The following is a 16,927-nucleotide window of genomic DNA, read 5'->3' as shown; positions in this document are numbered from 1 at the left end:
CACGCTCCGAATCTGCGGGGAGGCCGCACCTGCCGCTACCTTGATGCCCAACTCACGCGAAGACGCGAAGTCCAGTATAGTTGCCTGAAACTCCCTTCGCGTTCTTCGCGCGAGGGAACGTCGCCCTCACGACCGAAAGTTCATGTGAGACGATGCCGACATGTACCCATGCACCGGCGCGTGATAACCTTCTCAAAGAACGCGTTTCTTCCCCTGACGACGGTCTGCCAGAACCGCTGCGGCTACTGCTGTTTCCGCACCCCGGTGCGGGAGGGGTGCGTCATGGCGCCCACTGAAGCAATCCGGACGCTGGAAGCGAGCGCAGCCCTCGGGTGCACGGAAGCGCTCTTCACCTTCGGGGAGCGGCCCGGCGCGGTGCCGGGCTTTGGCGAGATGCTCGGGCGGCTCGGCTACGCGGATATCCTCGACTACGTCTACGACCTCTCCCTCGCGGCCATCGACCGCGGCCTTCTCCCGCACACCAACGCCGGCATCCTCACCTACGAGGAACTCGACCGCCTCCGCGAGGTGAACGCAAGCATGGGCTGATGCTCGAGACGACCGCGGACGTTCCGGCGCACAGGAACTCTCCAGGGAAGGACCCGGCGGTCAGGATAGAGATGATCGAGGACGCCGGGAAACTCTCGATACCGTTCACGACCGGCATCCTGCTCGGGATCGGCGAGACGGCGGACGACCGCGAGGAGTCGCTCCGGGTTATCGCCGGCCTCCACGCACGCTTTGGCCATATCCAGGAGGTGATCGTCCAGAACTTCTGCCCGAAACCCGGGACTGCGATGGCGGACGCGCCGGTTCCCGGCACCGACGAGATCTGTGCGACGATCCGCCTCGCCCGGGAGATCCTTCCTCCGGACGTGGCGGTGCAGATACCCCCGAACCTTGCGGACGCATCCTATCTCATCGGGTGCGGCGTGAACGACCTCGGCGGGGTCTCCCCGCTCACCATCGATTACGTCAACCCCGAGCACCCCTGGCCGCAGATCGACGAACTCCGGCGGATCGCCGGGGACGCCGAACTCCGCGAACGGCTCTGCATCTACCCGCAGTACATCGAGAAGGGCTGGTACTCCCCCCTGCTCGAACCCCTCGTCCGGCGGCTCGCGGAGAGGATTGCCGCACCCGGCCGGGGCGCGGGTGCATAACCTCATGACGAATCCCGGACAACACATACCAGGAGATCTGGCCATGAAACAGGTTGACCTCCTCTACACGGGGAAGGCTAAATCCGTCTACCGCACCGACGACCCGGACGTATACATCATGAAGTTCCGGGACGACATCACGGCGTTCGACGGCGAAAAGAAAGACACCCTGGAAGGGAAAGGGAGATACAACGCGGAAGTTTCGACCTTCATCTTCAGGTACCTGGAAGAGCACGGGATCAAGACGCATTACCTCGCGAGCATCGAGTCCGGCGTCATTGCCGTGCGGAACCTCACGATGATCCCGCTCGAGGTGATCGTGAGAAACGTCGCGGCCGGCTCAATCGTGCGCAACTACCCATTCAGGGAAGGAGAACCGCTCGATCCGCCGTTGATCGTCATCGACTACAAGAGCGACGCCCACCATGACCCGATGTTAAACGACGACCTGATCTACGCTCTCGGTCTTGCCACGCCCGAGGAACTCGACCAGATCAAGGCCATGGCGCTCGCGGTAAACGAGCTGCTCAGCGAGTACCTCGACCTGCGCGGCATCACCCTGGTCGATTTCAAGATGGAGTTCGGCCGGTACAATGGCGAGATCGTCGTCGGCGACGAGATCAGCATGGACTCGATGCGGCTCTGGGACAAAGAGACCGGGACGTCGCTCGATAAGGACGTTTACCGGTTCGGCAAGGGGGACGTCATGGAGACCTACGCCGGCGTCGCGAAACGGATTCTCTCCCCGCCCTGGGGCGAGCCTGCATGAGGTGCACCGTAGCCGCCACCAGTGTGGAGAGGCGCTGCATCGGCCCCGGCGAGGTGCTCGCACGGCTGAACCGCGAAGGGGGGATCCCGTTCCGGTCCTGCGACGAGCACGGCAACGTGACCCCCGGGAGCAACCCCGGCATCCTTTCCGGGGCACAAAAATGTGCCCGCGACGATGCCGCACCCCGAGTCAAAATCTTTAACTCGATGATAGCCAATATCGAAGAGTACAGGCGCCAGCGAGTTGTACAATAGGAGTTTTATTATGAGCGAAGAAGGAATCGAAGAGGCGCGGGCCAGGGCAAAAGAATACGCGAAGGAGAAGGACTACATCTTAAACCCCGACGAGAAACAGCTCTCGGCCGTCCTTCGCGGGCTCGCCCGGAACAAGGAGCGGTTCGGGGAGGCATACTGCCCCTGCAGGCTCCGGAGCGGCGACCCCGAGAAGGACCGGATCATCATCTGCCCCTGCATCTACCACGAGAAAGAGATCGAGGAGCAGGGAACCTGCCACTGCCGGCTGTTCTTCAAGAAGGGCGAATAACTTTTTTCCCGTCCCGGCAGCCGTACTGCGCAAATCCGGCCTGGCGGTGCTCGAGTTCCAAACCTCCAGGAACGGAATTATCCAACGCTCGTGTTCCCGCCCTTCAAATCTACTGATTCTTTGCAGTTACAGAAGTTGTCCCAAAACGCTATTACCGGGAGGGGGGACACCCACTCGAAGACCTTCGGTCTTCTCAAGCTTCCTCCGGTCGTACCTCCCTGGACCCTCCCCCGGTGTGGGTATCCAATGGAAAGCCGTTTCACCCTTTTTGCTCAGAATGCGGCCCGGTGGGTGAGGTTGTCCCAAAACATCACTACCGGGAGGGGGGACACCCCTCCCGGACCCTCCCCCGAATGGCGATACTCTATGAAAAGCCGTTTCACCATCTTTGCCCTGGATCTGGTTCGGGTGGTAGAAACTTTGGATGTAAGCGCTCCGAACAGGGCGTACCGCAGGTTCAGAGATCTTTTTGGGACGACCTCACACATAGCACGGCTTCCGTGGTGGCTATCGCTACGCGGGGGTGGGGCTGACGGGGAGGGGGCTCGCCCCCTCCCCTGTCTCCATTGCTCAAGGAAGCATGTCCCGTCGCTTACCTCCTCAGTCCCCGGCTGTACCTGAGCACGTTGTAGACCGCGTAGAACCCGACGATCACCGCGAAGACGTAGCCCAGCGTTGCGAGAACCGAGACGTACCCGGGAACGGGGATATCGGCAATCCTGAGAACCAGCGACGAGCCCACGACGATCGCGGCGACCACCACCCCGACGATGATCTTGTCGCTCGTCCGGTCGATGACGCCGACGATCCGGTCGAGGTCGTGGTTCTCGAGCTCGAGCGTGACGGTGCCCTCCGAGAGGGTCTTTAACGTCTCGTTCACGTTTCCGGGGATGGCAAGCAGGCCTTCCGCCGCGTCCACGATCGATCGCACCGCGCCCGTCACGTTCTCCGGCGAGAACCGCTGCTGTGCCGCGATCTCCAGCAGGTACGGCCGGATCCTCTGGTCGAAGTTGAACGTCGGGTCCAGCCGGATGCCGACGTCCATAACCATGACGATCACCTTCATCATCAGCATCAGGGTAGACGGCACCCGGATGTGGTAGCGCCGGAGGGTGTCGGTCAGGCCCCGGATCGCAATCGCGAAGTTCACCCGCTCGAGTTTCATCTCCCGGTAATCCAGCATGACGAGGTAGAGATCGTCCTTTACGGCGTCGAGGTCCGCCGGGTTGATACGCACGTCGAGTTTTCCGAGCGCGGCGATCACGCCGGCGACGTCTTTGCGGGTCATGGCAAGGAGGAGATCGATGAAGACCCGCCTTCTCTCCGGGCGGAGGACACCGACGATGCCGTAGTCGAGAAAGACGATCTCCCCGAGCTCGGTCACCAGGAGGTTTCCCGGGTGGGGATCGCCGTGAAAGAACCCGTCGACGAAGATCTGCTGGACGTAGGCGGCGAACCCGGTGTCGGCAACCTCCTCGGGGAAGAGACCGAGGCTCCGGATAGCCTCCACGTCGTCGATCCGCACCCCTTCGACGTAGTCCATGGCAAGCAGACGGGGGCCGGAGATCTGCCAGTAGATCCGGGGGATCTTCACGCACTCCTGATCCTGCAGGTTCTGTCTGAGGCGCTCCGCGTTCGTCCCGTCCTGGGTGAAGTCCAGTTCGCGCCGAATCTGGGCCGAGAACTCCTTCATCATCCCCTGCAGGTTGTATACCCGCATGTCCGGGAACATCGACTCTGCCCGCACGACAAGCGACTGCAGGATCAGAATATCAGTCTCGATAAGGTCGACGATCCCCGGCCGCTGCACCTTGAGGGCGACGATGCGGCCGTCTCTCATCACCGCACGGTGCACCTGCGAGAGAGAGGCCGCCGCGACCGGCTCCTCCTCGATGATATCGAAACACTCCTCGAGATTCGGGCAGTACTCCATGATCACCGGCCGGATCTCCGCAAACGGAACCGGGGCAACCCGGTCCTGCAGCCTCTGCAGTTCCTCGATCAGTTCGGGCGGCAGGAGCTCGCGGCGGGTGCTCATGATCTGGCCGAACTTGATGTAGGTCGGCCCCAGCTCCTCGATCGCAAGCCGGATCCGCTCGTATACCGATCGCTTCTCTTCGGGAGGCTTCTTGAAGACCCGCAGCCGCTCGGCCCCGGGGAAGACTTCCTCGACGAGAACCCCGAAACCGTACTTGACGAGCACATCCGCTATCTGGCGATAGCGCTGGAGCCGGGTGACCATCGGGAATGAATCCGCACTCCCGGTACTTAAGGGATGGGGCGGATCATCCCCGGGAGGGGAGCCGGCCCCGGACAAGAGACTTCCAGGGGTAGGGGACGAGGAGGAAGAGCGGCACGGCGAGGACGATCGCGAGCGGGATCGTTGCGAGCCCGAGCGTCAGCGTGGTCATATCGGCGATCCAGCCGGTGATCGAGACCCCCAGCCCGCCCACGCCGACCGCGAGCCCGAGCATCAGGCCGGAGACGAGCCCGACGTTGCCCGGGGCGATCTCGTGGGCCATGGCGACGGTGACGGCGAAGGTCGACCAGAGGATGAACCCGAAGACCATCAGCGCGGCGAGCGAGAGGATGCCGCCGGTCGTGAGGAATACGACGAACGGCGGGATGGCGGTGACAAGCCCGATGATCGTGTACTCTTTGCGGCCGTAACGGTCGGAGATCGTCCCGCCGACCACCTGCCCCACGACCCCGGCGATGAGCGTGCCCGAGACCAGGATATTCGCGGTCACGAGGTCGAACCCCCGCATGGTGAGGAGGGTGGGGAGGAAGGCGACCGAGCCGAAGATCGCCCACGCCCGCAGGCCCGATGCCGCGACCAGGAGACCGATCGCCCGGTAGGAGGGTTTGGCGGCAGGGATGCGCGTCTCCGGGACGGAACGGCGGTCGGGAGCGGGCAGGATACGCCTGAGTATCACCGCCATCACGAGGCCGGGGACGGCGAGGATGACGAGGCCCGGAAGGCCCATCAGCCCGACGGCGACGCCCGCACAGATGGGGCCGACCGCGTAGCCCAGGTTGCCGCCGATGACGAAGTAGGAGGTGATCCGGCCCCGGACCGCGTCGCTGGTCAGGCGGCTGACGGTGCCGAGCGCGCTCGGGTGGAAGAAGGCGTGCCCGAGCGCCGCTATGGCGACGGATGCGATTAAGATGTAGTAGTTGTCAAGCAACCCGACGATGGAGATGAAGATCGCGCTTATGGCCACGCTCGTGCCGACGTGGACGGCAAACCCCCGGGTATCGAAGACCCAGCCGACGAGCGGCTGCACGAACGACGACGTGAGGTTGTAAACCGTGACGATCAGCCCGGCGAGGAAGAACGAGTAGCCCTGTTCCGCGATCAGGAGCGGGAGGATTGCAGGGAGAACGGGTGAGTAGAGGTCGGTTACCAGGTGGGCGGCGGAGAGCCCCCAGACAGGTTTGGTATCAACGGTCACGGTTGTCAGATCCTCTTTAGGCGTATGACCTCAACCGTGATATCTACTCGGTCTTTACGGTGGTGCGCAAACGTCCGCCGCATGGGAAACGCGCACCGGATCACCTCCTCGATCGTTGCCCGGCCTTCCGTGTAGGCGGCGACGAACGGGGTCGAGCCCTCGTTGAAGATGCCGTAGACCTCCCCCGCGAGTTCGAGCCCGAGATCGATGAACGGCCGGTCGGCGTGCGCCTTCTGCGCCCCGAACGGCGGGTTCATCACGACGGTGTCGCAGGCAAGCGCCTCCCGGTCGAGATCGGGGTCCCGGACGTCGGCGACCAGGAACTCGATGGTGACGCCGAGCAGTTCCGCGTTTCTCCGGGCGACGGCTATCGCGGCCGGGTCGATGTCTATCCCGGTCACGCAGGAGGCCTCGAGGAGGGCCGCGCCGCAGGCGAGGATTCCGGTCCCGCACCCGAGGTCGCAGACCGCTCGCCCCTCGATCGCGCCCTGCATCGCGGCATGGTGGAGGAGCCGGGCCGCCACCGGCGCCGGGGTCTGGTACTGTTCGAGCCGGGCCGTCGGCCGCTCGAATCCCTCCAGGCGTTCGAGCCGCATCTCAAGTTGCCGCAGGTTCATGGCGCGAGATACTCGTCGATGGTGTAGTCGTCCCAGTCCCGGGCCCCGCAGAGGATCTCGAACTCCGGCGCGGTCAGCACCGGGACGGGGAACCGGATCTGGTCGTCGTAGGCGAGCCGGGGACAGGCGGTGTTCACGTAGGCCCCAAACCCGAGGTCGAGCATCTCGGCGGGCGAGACCTCGCGCATCGCGACGAGGAACGCCCGGTCGGAGAGGGCGGCGAGCCGCCGGGCCAGGTCCATCCGCTGCTGCCCGCTCTTGGTGCTGACGATGATCCCGTAGTTCGCGGCGTCACGCGCCTTTTCCATCACCGCAGCACGGCGGCGGACCAGACGGTCGGCATCCACCTCCTGCGCCTCGCCGGTATAGGGGTCGAGCGCCACCACGCGGGCCCGGGTCGCGAGCCGGATCCCGATGGGGTGGAAGACCCCGGTTCCCACAAAGAGGATCTCGTCCGCTCCCGTGGCCCGTGCGGCGGCGAAGTTGCACCCGAGCACCTGCCCCGGGATCGGCGTCCGTTGATCACCGGGTGCGACGACCGCTTCGATGCCGTGATCGTGGAGATAGGCCGCCATCGCGCCGAGCAGGTGGACGTGCTGGACGGTGGTGACGAGGCCGACGCGCCGGCCGGTAAGAAGAGGAAGGGCCTTCTCAAGCACGTTAACGTCGAAGTCGAACCTGACGGGCTCGTAGAGTACGTTCGGGCGCTCCTCGACCGGTGCATGGCCGAAGTGCACCAGAACGTCCGCATACGCGAGGGCATCGAGCGCGAGGTCGCAGGCCCCGTAGCAGGGGTCGCCGCTGACGATCACCTCGAACCCCTCGCGGCGGAGGGCGGCGGCCGTCCCCGGCGCCTGCCGGGCGAGCCCGGCGGGGAACTGGAGGGCCACCGACCGCGCCCCGCGCTCGCGGAGTTTCTCGATGAGATTAGAGACAGGTATCAACGACACGCACCTGCGTCTCGGAGACCTCGATCCTGACCAGGGTCTTGAGCGGCCGGCCGATATCCTCGTCGCCCCGGCCGATGACCACGCAGATGTCGGCAATCTCGGCGCCTGTCCTCTCTATCGCGTTGATGAGGGCGCGGAGCGTTCCGCCGGTGCTGCAGACGTCGTCGATGATCACGACCCGGTCGCCTGCATCGACGCCGTTTAAGTAGAGTTCGCCCTTCGAGTAGCCGGTGGCCTGGTGCACCGCGACCTCGCCGGGGAGGCCGTAGGGACGTTTCCGGACGACCACGAGGGGGATGTCGGTCATCATCGAGAAGGCGACGCCGATGTGGATGCCCATCGCCTCGCAGACGACGATCTTGTCGACGTTTTCGAGGTCGAGAATCCGCACCATGGCGCACCCGATCTCGCGGAGGAGCGCGGGCTCAAGAAGCGGCACCCCGTCGGTGATCGGGTGGATGAAGTAGTTGTACTCCCCCCGCTTCATGATCGGGGAGGTTTCCAGCGAATGAATCAGGTGTTCAAGCATCTATATCACTCATATCTACAAGGAACTGCTCGACCACGTCGCGGGTGACGTGGGGCATGCAGACGATCCGCATATGCCCGTTCCGGGTCGTCGAGACCCGCCACCCCGGGGGCGTACAATCGCAGGAGAACGTCGCCACGTTGACGTCCGGGGTCACGGCTCTCGGGTAGCCGAGCGTCTCCATCCCCTCGATCAGCCTTCGAGCGTTCTCCATGCACCCGGCGACCACCGCCCGCATGCCGTCCACCCCCAGGTACTCGAGGACGGCGACCGCCGCGGCCACCGACGCCCCGGGCCGGGTGCCGGCGAGGGTGCACTCCCGCTTCACCGTCAGGTAGGGGGTGTCGACGTTGAGGCACGCGAACCATTCCGGGCTCCGTGTGAGGAGGCAGCCTGCCGGGATGGTGCTCATCCCCATCTTGTGGGGGTCGACGGAGATGGAGGAGACACCGGGGAGGCTGAAGTCGAACGGGACGGGACGGTCGAGGAACGGGACGACCATCCCGCCGAACGCGGCGTCGACGTGCAGGAAGACGTCGCGGTCGAGGGCGATCTCCGAGAGCCGGCTGATCGGATCGACCATGCCGTACTCCGTCGTCCCGACGACCCCGACGATCGCGACCGTGTTGTTGTCCACAAGATCGTCGACCGCCTCCGTGTCCATCCGGAACTCGGCGTCGAGCGGCACCGTCCGCATCTCGAGCCCGAGGATGTCGCAGGCCTTCATGAACGAAAAATGGCTCGACGCCGGGACCACCACGTTCGGGAACTTCGCCGATTTGAGTTTCTTTGCTATCCGGAACGCCTGGATGTTCGATTCCGTCCCGCCGCTCGTCGCGTAGCCTCCGGCGTCAGGAAGGTGCATCAGGGTGCCGAGCCTCCGGACGAGGAGATCCTCGAGCGCGGCCGTCCCGGGAAAGAGCCCGGGGTCGCCGAGGTTGGTCTCGAGGAACATCGCGTGCGCCCGCGCCGCGACCGGGTGGGGCGGCGTGCACATCGAACTTAAGATATTCCGGTAACCGAGATCCTCCCGCCGCTTCGACGAGAGGAAAGAGAAAAGGTCTTCCTCAGGGCAACCAACTTCACGCATTTCTTCTCGCCGCATCAAGAAGGATCTGCTGCTCTTTCCGCGCTACGGCCTCGCGGATGCGGGGAACCGCATCGATGTTCGCCGAGACGCTGGAGATGCCGTGCTCGACGAGCCACGTGACCATGTCGGGATCGGAGCCGGCCTGGCCGCAGATGGAGCACTCGACACCGTTCTCCCGGCAGACGCCGATCGCGTAGTCGATCAGCCGGAGCACGGCGGGGTGCCTGGCTGGTACATCTCGGCGACGTGCTCGTTGTTCCGGTCGATGGCGAGCGTGTACTGGATGAGGTCGTTCGTCCCGAACGAAGCGAACCGGATCCCGGCCCGGATGAAGTCCTCGACCAGGATGGCGCTGCTCGGGATCTCGATCATGACCCCGAGGGTCGCGGTCTCCACGTCGACCCCCCATTCCTTCATCATCGCCCGGGCTTTGACGAACTCGTCCGGGTGGTTGACCATCGGAAACATCACGCCGAGGTTGCCGTAACCCGCGGCCCAGAGCCGCTTGAAGGCCTCCACCTGCAGGCGGAACTGGTCGGGGCTCCGGAGATCCCGGCGGATGCCGCGCCAGCCGAGCATCGGGTTGTGCTCGATCGGCTCGTCCTCGCCGCCTTCCATGTTGCGGAACTCGTCGGTCGGGGCGTCGAGCGTCCTGACCCAGACGGGTTTCCCCGGGAAGGCGTCGAGCACCGTCTTGATCCCGCCGTAGAGTTCGGCGATGAACGTCTCTTCCTCGCCGTGCTCGATGTACCAGCCGGGAGTCTTCGCGAGGCCGAGGATGAGGTGCTCGATCCGCAGGAGGCCGACACCGTCCGCTCCGGTTGCGGCGGCCCGCTGTGCGGCTTCGGGCAGGGAGACGTTCACCTTGACGAGCGTGCCGGTGACGACCGGGGCGGCCGCTGCCGCCGCCGGGGCGGCTGTCGGTGCCGCCGCTGCCGGCGCCTCGACGGCTCCCTCGTAGATGAGGCCTTTCTCGCCGTCGACGGTGATGATCTGGCCGTCCTTGAGCAACTTCGTCGCCTTCTTGGTCCCGACGACCGCGGGCGTCCCGAGCTCGCGGCTCACGATGGCCGCGTGGCAGGTCATGCCGCCCTCATCGGTGACGATGGCGCTCACCCGGCGCATCGCCGGCACCATGTCGGGGTTGGTCATCTTGGTGACCAGGATGTCGCCGTCCTTGACGTCGCTCGTGTCCTTGACGTCGCGCACGATGACGACCCGGCCGCTCGCGACGCCGGGGGAAGCCCCCTGGCCTTCTACCAGAACCACGCCGAGCGCGCCTTTCTGCTGCCCTGCGGCCTCGCCGTGCGGGATCTCCGGGCGTTTGATGGTCGTTATCGGCCGGGACTGGAGGATGAAGAAGTCGTCGCCGACGATCGCCCACTCGACATCCTGCGGGACGCCGTAGTGGTCCTCGGCGATCTTGCCGAGCGTTGCGAGGCGCGCCACCTCCGCGTCGGAGAGGACCGGGGCGGTGCGCTGTTTCGCGGAGAGGTTGACGGTCTTCGTCCCGTGCCTGCCCTCGGGAATGATCATGATCTCCTTCTCGGCAATCAGGCGGTCGACGACCCGCTCCGAGCGCAGGTCGAAGACGTAGTTGTCGGGGGAGACACTCCCCGAGACGACGGCTTCCCCGAGACCCCAGGAGCCCTCGACGATCGTCAGGGGCTCGCCGGTGACGGGGTGGGAGGTGAACATGACGCCGGACTTCTCCGAACCGATGAGTTCCTGCACGACGACGGCGATGTTCACGCTCCGGTCGTCGAACCCCTGTTTTGCCCGGTAGTAGATGGCGCGCGCGCCATACAGCGAGGCCCAGCACCGCTGGACCGCGTCAAGGAGGTCGGTTTCTCCGAGAATATTGAGAAACGTCTCCTGCTGGCCGGCAAAACTGGCATCCGGCAGGTCTTCGGCGGTGGCGCTCGACCGAACGGCGACGATGGTTCCGTCCACCCCCATTCGGGCGTACGCGTCGACGATCTCCTGCCGGATATGGTCGGGCATCTCGGCGGCGAGGACGATGTCCTGCACTTCCCGGGAGACCGATTCGAGCGCTCCGTTGTCGTCGACGTCCAGACGCTCCAGCCTGCGGAAGAGTTCTTCTTCGATCCCGGTCTCAACAAGAAACCTTCGGAACGCCTGGGCGGTCACCACAAACGCCTTCGGCACGGGCAGGCCGATGGCCGTCATCTCGCCCAATGAGGCCCCCTTTCCACCTACAGAAATTATATCTTCCTTTTTTATTTCTTCGAGCCACAGAACGTTGGGCATTTCCTTCATGCTCGCACCACACATATACTTCTCACCATCACATAAAAGATTTCGGAGGAAAAAGCATCAATACATATGATGTTGAATTAGTATGGGTTGAACCGTGAAATATAGAGTGCTGGTCAGCGACCCGCTGGCAGAGGAAGGGATTGACATCCTGAGAGAATTCTGCGATGTGGATGTCAACACCGGGCTGACCGAAAATCAGCTCGTGGATATTATCGGAGATTACGATGGCCTGCTGGTGCGCTCGGGAACCGAGGTGACGGCGCGGGTCATCGACGCGGGAGCAAAACTCAAGTTTATCGGCCGTGCCGGCGCCGGGGTCGACAATATCGATACGGAAGCGGCGACGCGCAGGGGCATCATCGTTGCGAACGCTCCCGAGGGAAACACTCTCGCGGCCACGGAGCACACGATGGCGATGATGCTCTCGCTCGCGCGCAATATCCCCCAGGCGACTGCGTCCCTGAAGGAGGGCGAGTGGAAGCGTTCGAAGTTCATGGGCGTCGAACTGAACGACAAGATTCTCGGCATCATGGGATTCGGACGCATCGGGCGCGAGGTGGCGAAGCGTGCACAGGCAATGCAGATGAAGTGCATCGCCTACGATCCGTTCATCACCCAGGAGCGGGCCGCAAGCCTCGGCGTGGAGATGGTGCCACTCGACGAGCTCTTCAGGCGGGCGGACGTCATCACCGTCCACACGCCGCTGATCAAGGAGACCCGCCACGTCATCAACACCGAGACGATCGCGACGATGAGGGACGGGGTCCGGCTGATCAACTGTGCACGCGGCGGGATCATCGACGAGAAGGCGCTCGCGGACGCGGTTGCGAGCGGCAAGGTCGCCGGTGCGGCGCTGGACGTCTTCGAGAACGAGCCCCCGACGGAATCACCGCTCCTCGGGCTCGATAAGGTGATCGTCACCCCGCACCTCGGGGCGAGCACGGTCGAGGCGCAGAAGAACGTCGCGGTCTCGGTCGCAAACCAGTGCATCAGCGTGCTTGAGGGCGGCTCTGCAAAATACGTGGTGAACGCGCCGATGATCCCGGCGGAGCAGCAGGCGCTGGTCGAGCCCTACGCGATGCTCGCGCAGAAGATGGGCAGCCTCCTCATCCAGCTCGTCGAAGGGAGGCTCGAGTCGCTCGAGATCACCTACGGCGGCGAGGCGGCCCAGTTACCGAACACGAAGTTCGTCACCCGCGTTATCCTGAAAGGCATGCTCGACCCGATCCTGCAGGTGCCGGCCAATATCGTGAACGCCGAGTTCGTGGCAAAGGAGCGCGGCATCCGGATGAGCGAGACGACGACGGAAGAAGCGCAGGGGTTCAAGAACATCATCACCATCACCGCGAAGACCGACAGGATGACCGAGACGGTGAGCGGGAGCGTCTCGGGCCCGAACCGCGCGCGGATCGTGAGCATCGGCGGCTACATGACCGACCTGACCCCGACCGGCCACGTGGTCATCTCCCGCCACACCGACAAGCCGGGCGTCATCGGCAAGGCCGCGACGATCCTCGGAAGCGTGAACGTGAACATCGCGGGGATGCAGGTCGGCCGCAACAAGCCCGGCGAAGAGGCGCTGATGGTCCTAACGGTCGACTCCGCGGTTCCGGCCGACGCGATGGACGAGATCAAGAAGATCGACGGCATCCACACGGCAAAGCACGCCGAGATCTGATCGGGCGGATCACCGCCACCCCCGTTTTTGCCGCGTGCCGGCCCCCCGATGCGGCGAAGCCGGGACGGGGCAGTTTTTGGCGCGTGGCAATAATTTTATACCCGGAGCACCAACCTTATTGATCGTCGGGCAGACACGGGCTCGTGGTCTAGCTGGTTATGACGTCGCCTTGACATGGCGGAGGTCCTGAGTTCGAATCTCAGCGAGCCCATCACTGTTTTTTGAAACGATTGATTTTTTGAAATTATCTTCGCGAAGCGATATTTCTAGGCGAGGGGATCATTTCATCAGAATTGTGCTGCCGGCATGTGAGTTATTGTGCCACCCCGTGAGCGTGATCTTCGGGCCACTGTATTTCCACTCGAGTTGTCATCGAAGTTCAAAGACACATTTTTAGAATTTTCCACACGATCCGTGCGTCTCCGGCATCGGGGAGAGGACATATGTGTGGGGGTTCAACCCACGCATCCGTAAACGGTGCGACAACGACGCGATCACCGCCCGGCGGCTCTACACATCCACCCACGCACCCGTGAAGGGTGTGGCGATGTGTTCAGGAATTGGGCATGCGGCGATTATGTATTCACTCAACCTGCCTATGGGGATGTGGCGCCTGTGTGGTGCCCCCTGGATCATCCCGCACATAGTAACTACACAACCCGAGAGATATGATTGAGATTAGTGCAGGCCGATGGGCAGAAAGTCTGATGGTTTCAAGCGCACACCCTTGAGAGATGTGGCTTTCGACCACGCCCACACGGCAGATAATAGGGTATGATTTCAATCCACACACCCTTGAGGGTGTGACACGAAAGTTTCTACATAGTAGTGCTGCTTGAAGGCACTTCAACTCACGCACCCGCGAAGGGTGCGACGAGGTCGCCGGCTCGCTCCTCGGATAAGATCTCCCCATTTCAATCCACGCACCCGCGAAGGGTGCGACGAGGTCGTCGTTGATAAACGCCTCCCAGGAGAACTTATTTCAATCCACGCACCCGCGAAGGGTGCGACCGAGTGCGACCGCGTTCGCTGCTTTAGTCGCCGTATTTCAATCCACGCACCCGCGAAGGGTGCGACCTCCGTGGGCATCACGTAGATCCGGCCCCCCTCGTGATTTCAATCCACGCACCCGCGAAGGGTGCGACTTCTCCGGCAGGATGTCCGCGTAGCGTTTCGGCTTATTTCAATCCACGCACCCGCGAAGGGTGCGACGGCAGGACGCGTCCGTCACACTCACCACGCCGAAATTTCAATCCACGCACCCGCGAAGGGTGCGACAAGCGATCGCAGAGCAGGAGAACATATCAGCCCAATTTCAATCCACGCACCCGCGAAGGGTGCGACAACGATGATGTGGAGCATCAGGAACAGGTGACGGTATATTTCAATCCACGCACCCGCGAAGGGTGCGACCCGGCACGGGCGAGGACCCCGAAGAGGCCGTGGTATTTCAATCCACGCACCCGCGAAGGGTGCGACTGGATGTGCCGAAAATGCCTCAACTACGTTCCACCGATTTCAATCCACGCACCCGCGAAGGGTGCGACAACCTCAGGGGCGACCTGGGGGTTGTTGCTGAGGGCATTTCAATCCACGCACCCGCGAAGGGTGCGACCTCGTTTCACCGCATTATCCTTCTGTGCAAGTCTCAATTTCAATCCACGCACCCGCGAAGGGTGCGACCGTGGACGCGGCGCTACCGGCGCCCGGGCGCGTGATTTCAATCCACGCACCCGCGAAGGGTGCGACGATCCTGGCGATCATCGATCACCCGTGCCCGGCTATTTCAATCCACGCACCCGCGAAGGGTGCGACTTACCAAGGCTGCGCTCTACCAAATGAGTGCATAAATTTCAATCCACGCACCCGCGAAGGGTGCGACGGGATCAAGTGTTCGAACATCGCGGTGCTCCGAATTTCAATCCACGCACCCGCGAAGGGTGCGACTCGTCTGCGACGATCCGCCGGATCTGCGCCTCATCATTTCAATCCACGCACCCGCGAAGGGTGCGACGCTTCCGGAGGTCGGTGCGCAGGAGGAGTATCCCATTTCAATCCACGCACCCGCGAAGGGTGCGACGCGATCGCCCGGACCTATCACGTCGAGTATGACGAATTTCAATCCACGCACCCGCGAAGGGTGCGACTATCCGCGTCCGAGGATACCGCAGGGATCCGGACATTTCAATCCACGCACCCGCGAAGGGTGCGACTCCTTTTTGCTCGTTGGTGGCCTTCTCAATCAGGATTTCAATCCACGCACCCGCGAAGGGTGCGACGCAATCCGGCAAATTCCACCCGCTAACCTGCGGATTTCAATCCACGCACCCGCGAAGGGTGCGACTGATACCTGTTGATATTTTCAACTTCCTCGTCGGTATTTCAATCCACGCACCCGCGAAGGGTGCGACGATACGACGATCGCCCAGGCGATGACCCCGAAGACATTTCAATCCACGCACCCGCGAAGGGTGCGACCGCCGGTGCGCATGTATGACAGGCCCAGGTACAGATTTCAATCCACGCACCCGCGAAGGGTGCGACTTTATCAGACGTTGTGTTTATACGCCATTTGAAATTTCAATCCACGCACCCGCGAAGGGTGCGACTCGCCGAGGAGATCGGGTGCTCCGAGGGCTCCGTATTTCAATCCACGCACCCGCGAAGGGTGCGACCTCATGCTTTGAGGACGAAATACGGCTGCTCGCAATTTCAATCCACGCACCCGCGAAGGGTGCGACACCACGTGCACGGTTTCTCGCCAAGCCCTAGATCGAATTTCAATCCACGCACCCGCGAAGGGTGCGACGGACAACGCAGGATTCTGACGACTCGTAGGGATTATTTCAATCCACGCACCCGCGAAGGGTGCGACAAGTCGCAGGCTCGCAGGTAGCCCTCCATCTCCGTATTTCAATCCACGCACCCGCGAAGGGTGCGACGTGCGGTATCTCCGCGAGGCCGTCTCACTCGCTGAATTTCAATCCACGCACCCGCGAAGGGTGCGACTGCACTATCGGGAATTGTCATCACTATTTCAGATCCAATTTCAATCCACGCACCCGCGAAGGGTGCGACCATCATTTCGACGGAGCACGAAATAGCCCCGGTTATTTCAATCCACGCACCCGCGAAGGGTGCGACCTCGAGAGCGGGATGGCCAAAAGCCGGCTGGCGATTTCAATCCACGCACCCGCGAAGGGTGCGACGGCGACCTGGCGGCCCTGCAGGCCCTGCAGGAGCACAATTTCAATCCACGCACCCGCGAAGGGTGCGACTCTACGGCAGGGACGTCTCCCGGGAGGAGATCCGATTTCAATCCACGCACCCGCGAAGGGTGCGACAATGGCAATTTTAGGGTGATAGCACAATGTCCCTATTTCAATCCACGCACCCGCGAAGGGTGCGACGTGCCCTTGAGGGTGGGTTGGGGCATTCAGGGCACATTTCAATCCACGCACCCGCGAAGGGTGCGACGCATAGACCCCGGCCTCCGTCTCGATGTAGGTCGAATTTCAATCCACGCACCCGCGAAGGGTGCGACACGCACGGTCACGCTGTGAATCGCGCCGGCGAGAGTATTTCAATCCACGCACCCGCGAAGGGTGCGACGACTCCTCCAGGCGGTTCAGGGCAGAATCGATCGCGGTGATTTCAATCCACGCACCCGCGAAGGGTGCGACGGATCAGTGCTACGCCCGGGAACCGCTCGTCGTAATTTCAATCCACGCACCCGCGAAGGGTGCGACGGCCCGGGCGTCGCCGGCGTTTCTCAAAATGCTCATTTCAATCCACGCACCCGCGAAGGGTGCGACGGCCCGTGTGGTCGACGTGATCTCGCACATGGATATTT

General features: G+C 63.0%; 10 protein-coding genes, 1 tRNA gene, 2 pseudogenes and 1 CRISPR repeat array. Of the genes and pseudogenes, 6 read left to right on the top strand and 7 right to left on the bottom strand.

What is annotated here, in order from left to right; all coding sequences use genetic code 11:
- Nucleotides 1-168 precede the first annotated feature (168 nt).
- From cofG to EI28_RS04640, 4 genes and pseudogenes are all read left to right on the top strand, one after another.
- Nucleotides 169-1,163, top strand: a pseudogene (cofG, locus tag EI28_RS04655) (7,8-didemethyl-8-hydroxy-5-deazariboflavin synthase CofG).
- A 43-nt stretch (nucleotides 1,164-1,206) separates the two neighbouring features.
- Nucleotides 1,207-1,932, top strand: coding sequence for a phosphoribosylaminoimidazolesuccinocarboxamide synthase (gene purC / locus EI28_RS04650; protein ID WP_048113070.1), 726 nt, complete (start codon nucleotides 1,207-1,209; stop codon nucleotides 1,930-1,932).
- Nucleotides 1,929-2,186: a hypothetical protein gene (locus tag EI28_RS04645; protein ID WP_052379668.1), complete on the top strand. Its 258-nt coding sequence runs from the start codon at nucleotides 1,929-1,931 to the stop codon at nucleotides 2,184-2,186. The genes purC and EI28_RS04645 overlap by 4 nt, the downstream gene beginning before the upstream one ends.
- Nucleotides 2,187-2,196: 10 nt before the next feature.
- Nucleotides 2,197-2,475: a ferredoxin-thioredoxin reductase catalytic domain-containing protein gene (locus tag EI28_RS04640; RefSeq protein WP_048113068.1), complete on the top strand. Its 279-nt coding sequence runs from the start codon at nucleotides 2,197-2,199 to the stop codon at nucleotides 2,473-2,475.
- Nucleotides 2,476-3,067: 592 nt separating this feature from the next.
- Here the strand turns inward: EI28_RS04640 and EI28_RS04635 are convergent.
- From EI28_RS04635 to ppsA, 7 genes and pseudogenes are all read right to left on the bottom strand, one after another.
- The gene (locus tag EI28_RS04635; protein WP_048113067.1) at nucleotides 3,068-4,717 is read right to left on the bottom strand and encodes an AarF/ABC1/UbiB kinase family protein; all 1,650 of its coding nucleotides are present in this window, start codon (nucleotides 4,715-4,717) and stop codon (nucleotides 3,068-3,070) included.
- Nucleotides 4,718-4,760: 43 nt separating this feature from the next.
- A complete protein-coding gene (locus tag EI28_RS04630; RefSeq protein WP_048113065.1) occupies nucleotides 4,761-5,930 on the bottom strand; it encodes an MFS transporter in 1,170 nt (389 codons plus the stop codon).
- A 5-nt stretch (nucleotides 5,931-5,935) separates the two neighbouring features.
- Nucleotides 5,936-6,547 carry an METTL5 family protein gene (locus EI28_RS04625; protein ID WP_048113063.1) on the bottom strand — a complete coding sequence of 204 codons (612 nt, stop codon included), beginning with the start codon at nucleotides 6,545-6,547 and terminating at the stop codon, nucleotides 5,936-5,938.
- The gene (gene dph2 / locus EI28_RS04620; RefSeq protein WP_082223082.1) at nucleotides 6,544-7,491 is read right to left on the bottom strand and encodes a diphthamide biosynthesis enzyme Dph2; all 948 of its coding nucleotides are present in this window, start codon (nucleotides 7,489-7,491) and stop codon (nucleotides 6,544-6,546) included. Before dph2 ends, EI28_RS04625 begins: the two co-directional genes overlap by 4 nt.
- Nucleotides 7,475-8,026 carry a hypoxanthine/guanine phosphoribosyltransferase gene (gene hpt, locus EI28_RS04615; RefSeq protein ID WP_048113084.1) on the bottom strand — a complete coding sequence of 184 codons (552 nt, stop codon included), beginning with the start codon at nucleotides 8,024-8,026 and terminating at the stop codon, nucleotides 7,475-7,477. The genes dph2 and hpt overlap by 17 nt, the downstream gene beginning before the upstream one ends.
- Entirely contained in the window at nucleotides 8,019-9,116 is a 1,098-nt protein-coding gene (mfnA, locus tag EI28_RS04610; RefSeq protein WP_048113060.1) for a tyrosine decarboxylase MfnA, read from the bottom strand. The genes hpt and mfnA overlap by 8 nt, the downstream gene beginning before the upstream one ends.
- Nucleotides 9,109-11,396: pseudogene (ppsA, locus tag EI28_RS04605) on the bottom strand (phosphoenolpyruvate synthase). Before ppsA ends, mfnA begins: the two are co-directional and overlap by 8 nt.
- Nucleotides 11,397-11,490: 94 nt before the next feature.
- On the opposite strand from ppsA, the gene serA reads away from it, so the two are divergent.
- A complete protein-coding gene (serA, locus tag EI28_RS04600) occupies nucleotides 11,491-13,074 on the top strand; it encodes a phosphoglycerate dehydrogenase (protein ID WP_048113059.1) in 1,584 nt (527 codons plus the stop codon).
- 137 nt (nucleotides 13,075-13,211) lie between these two features.
- Nucleotides 13,212-13,285 (top strand) — tRNA-Val (locus EI28_RS04595).
- Nucleotides 13,286-13,917: 632 nt separating this feature from the next.
- A CRISPR array of direct repeats spans nucleotides 13,918-16,889; the repeat unit is 32 nt; unit sequence ATTTCAATCCACGCACCCGCGAAGGGTGCGAC.
- Between the last annotated feature and the right edge of the window lie 38 nt (nucleotides 16,890-16,927).

Origin of the sequence: Methanoculleus sp. MH98A (assembly GCF_000691865.1) — an archaeon.
Taxonomy (GTDB): domain Archaea; phylum Halobacteriota; class Methanomicrobia; order Methanomicrobiales; family Methanoculleaceae; genus Methanoculleus.
This window is presented reverse-complemented; position numbering and strand designations above follow the sequence as displayed.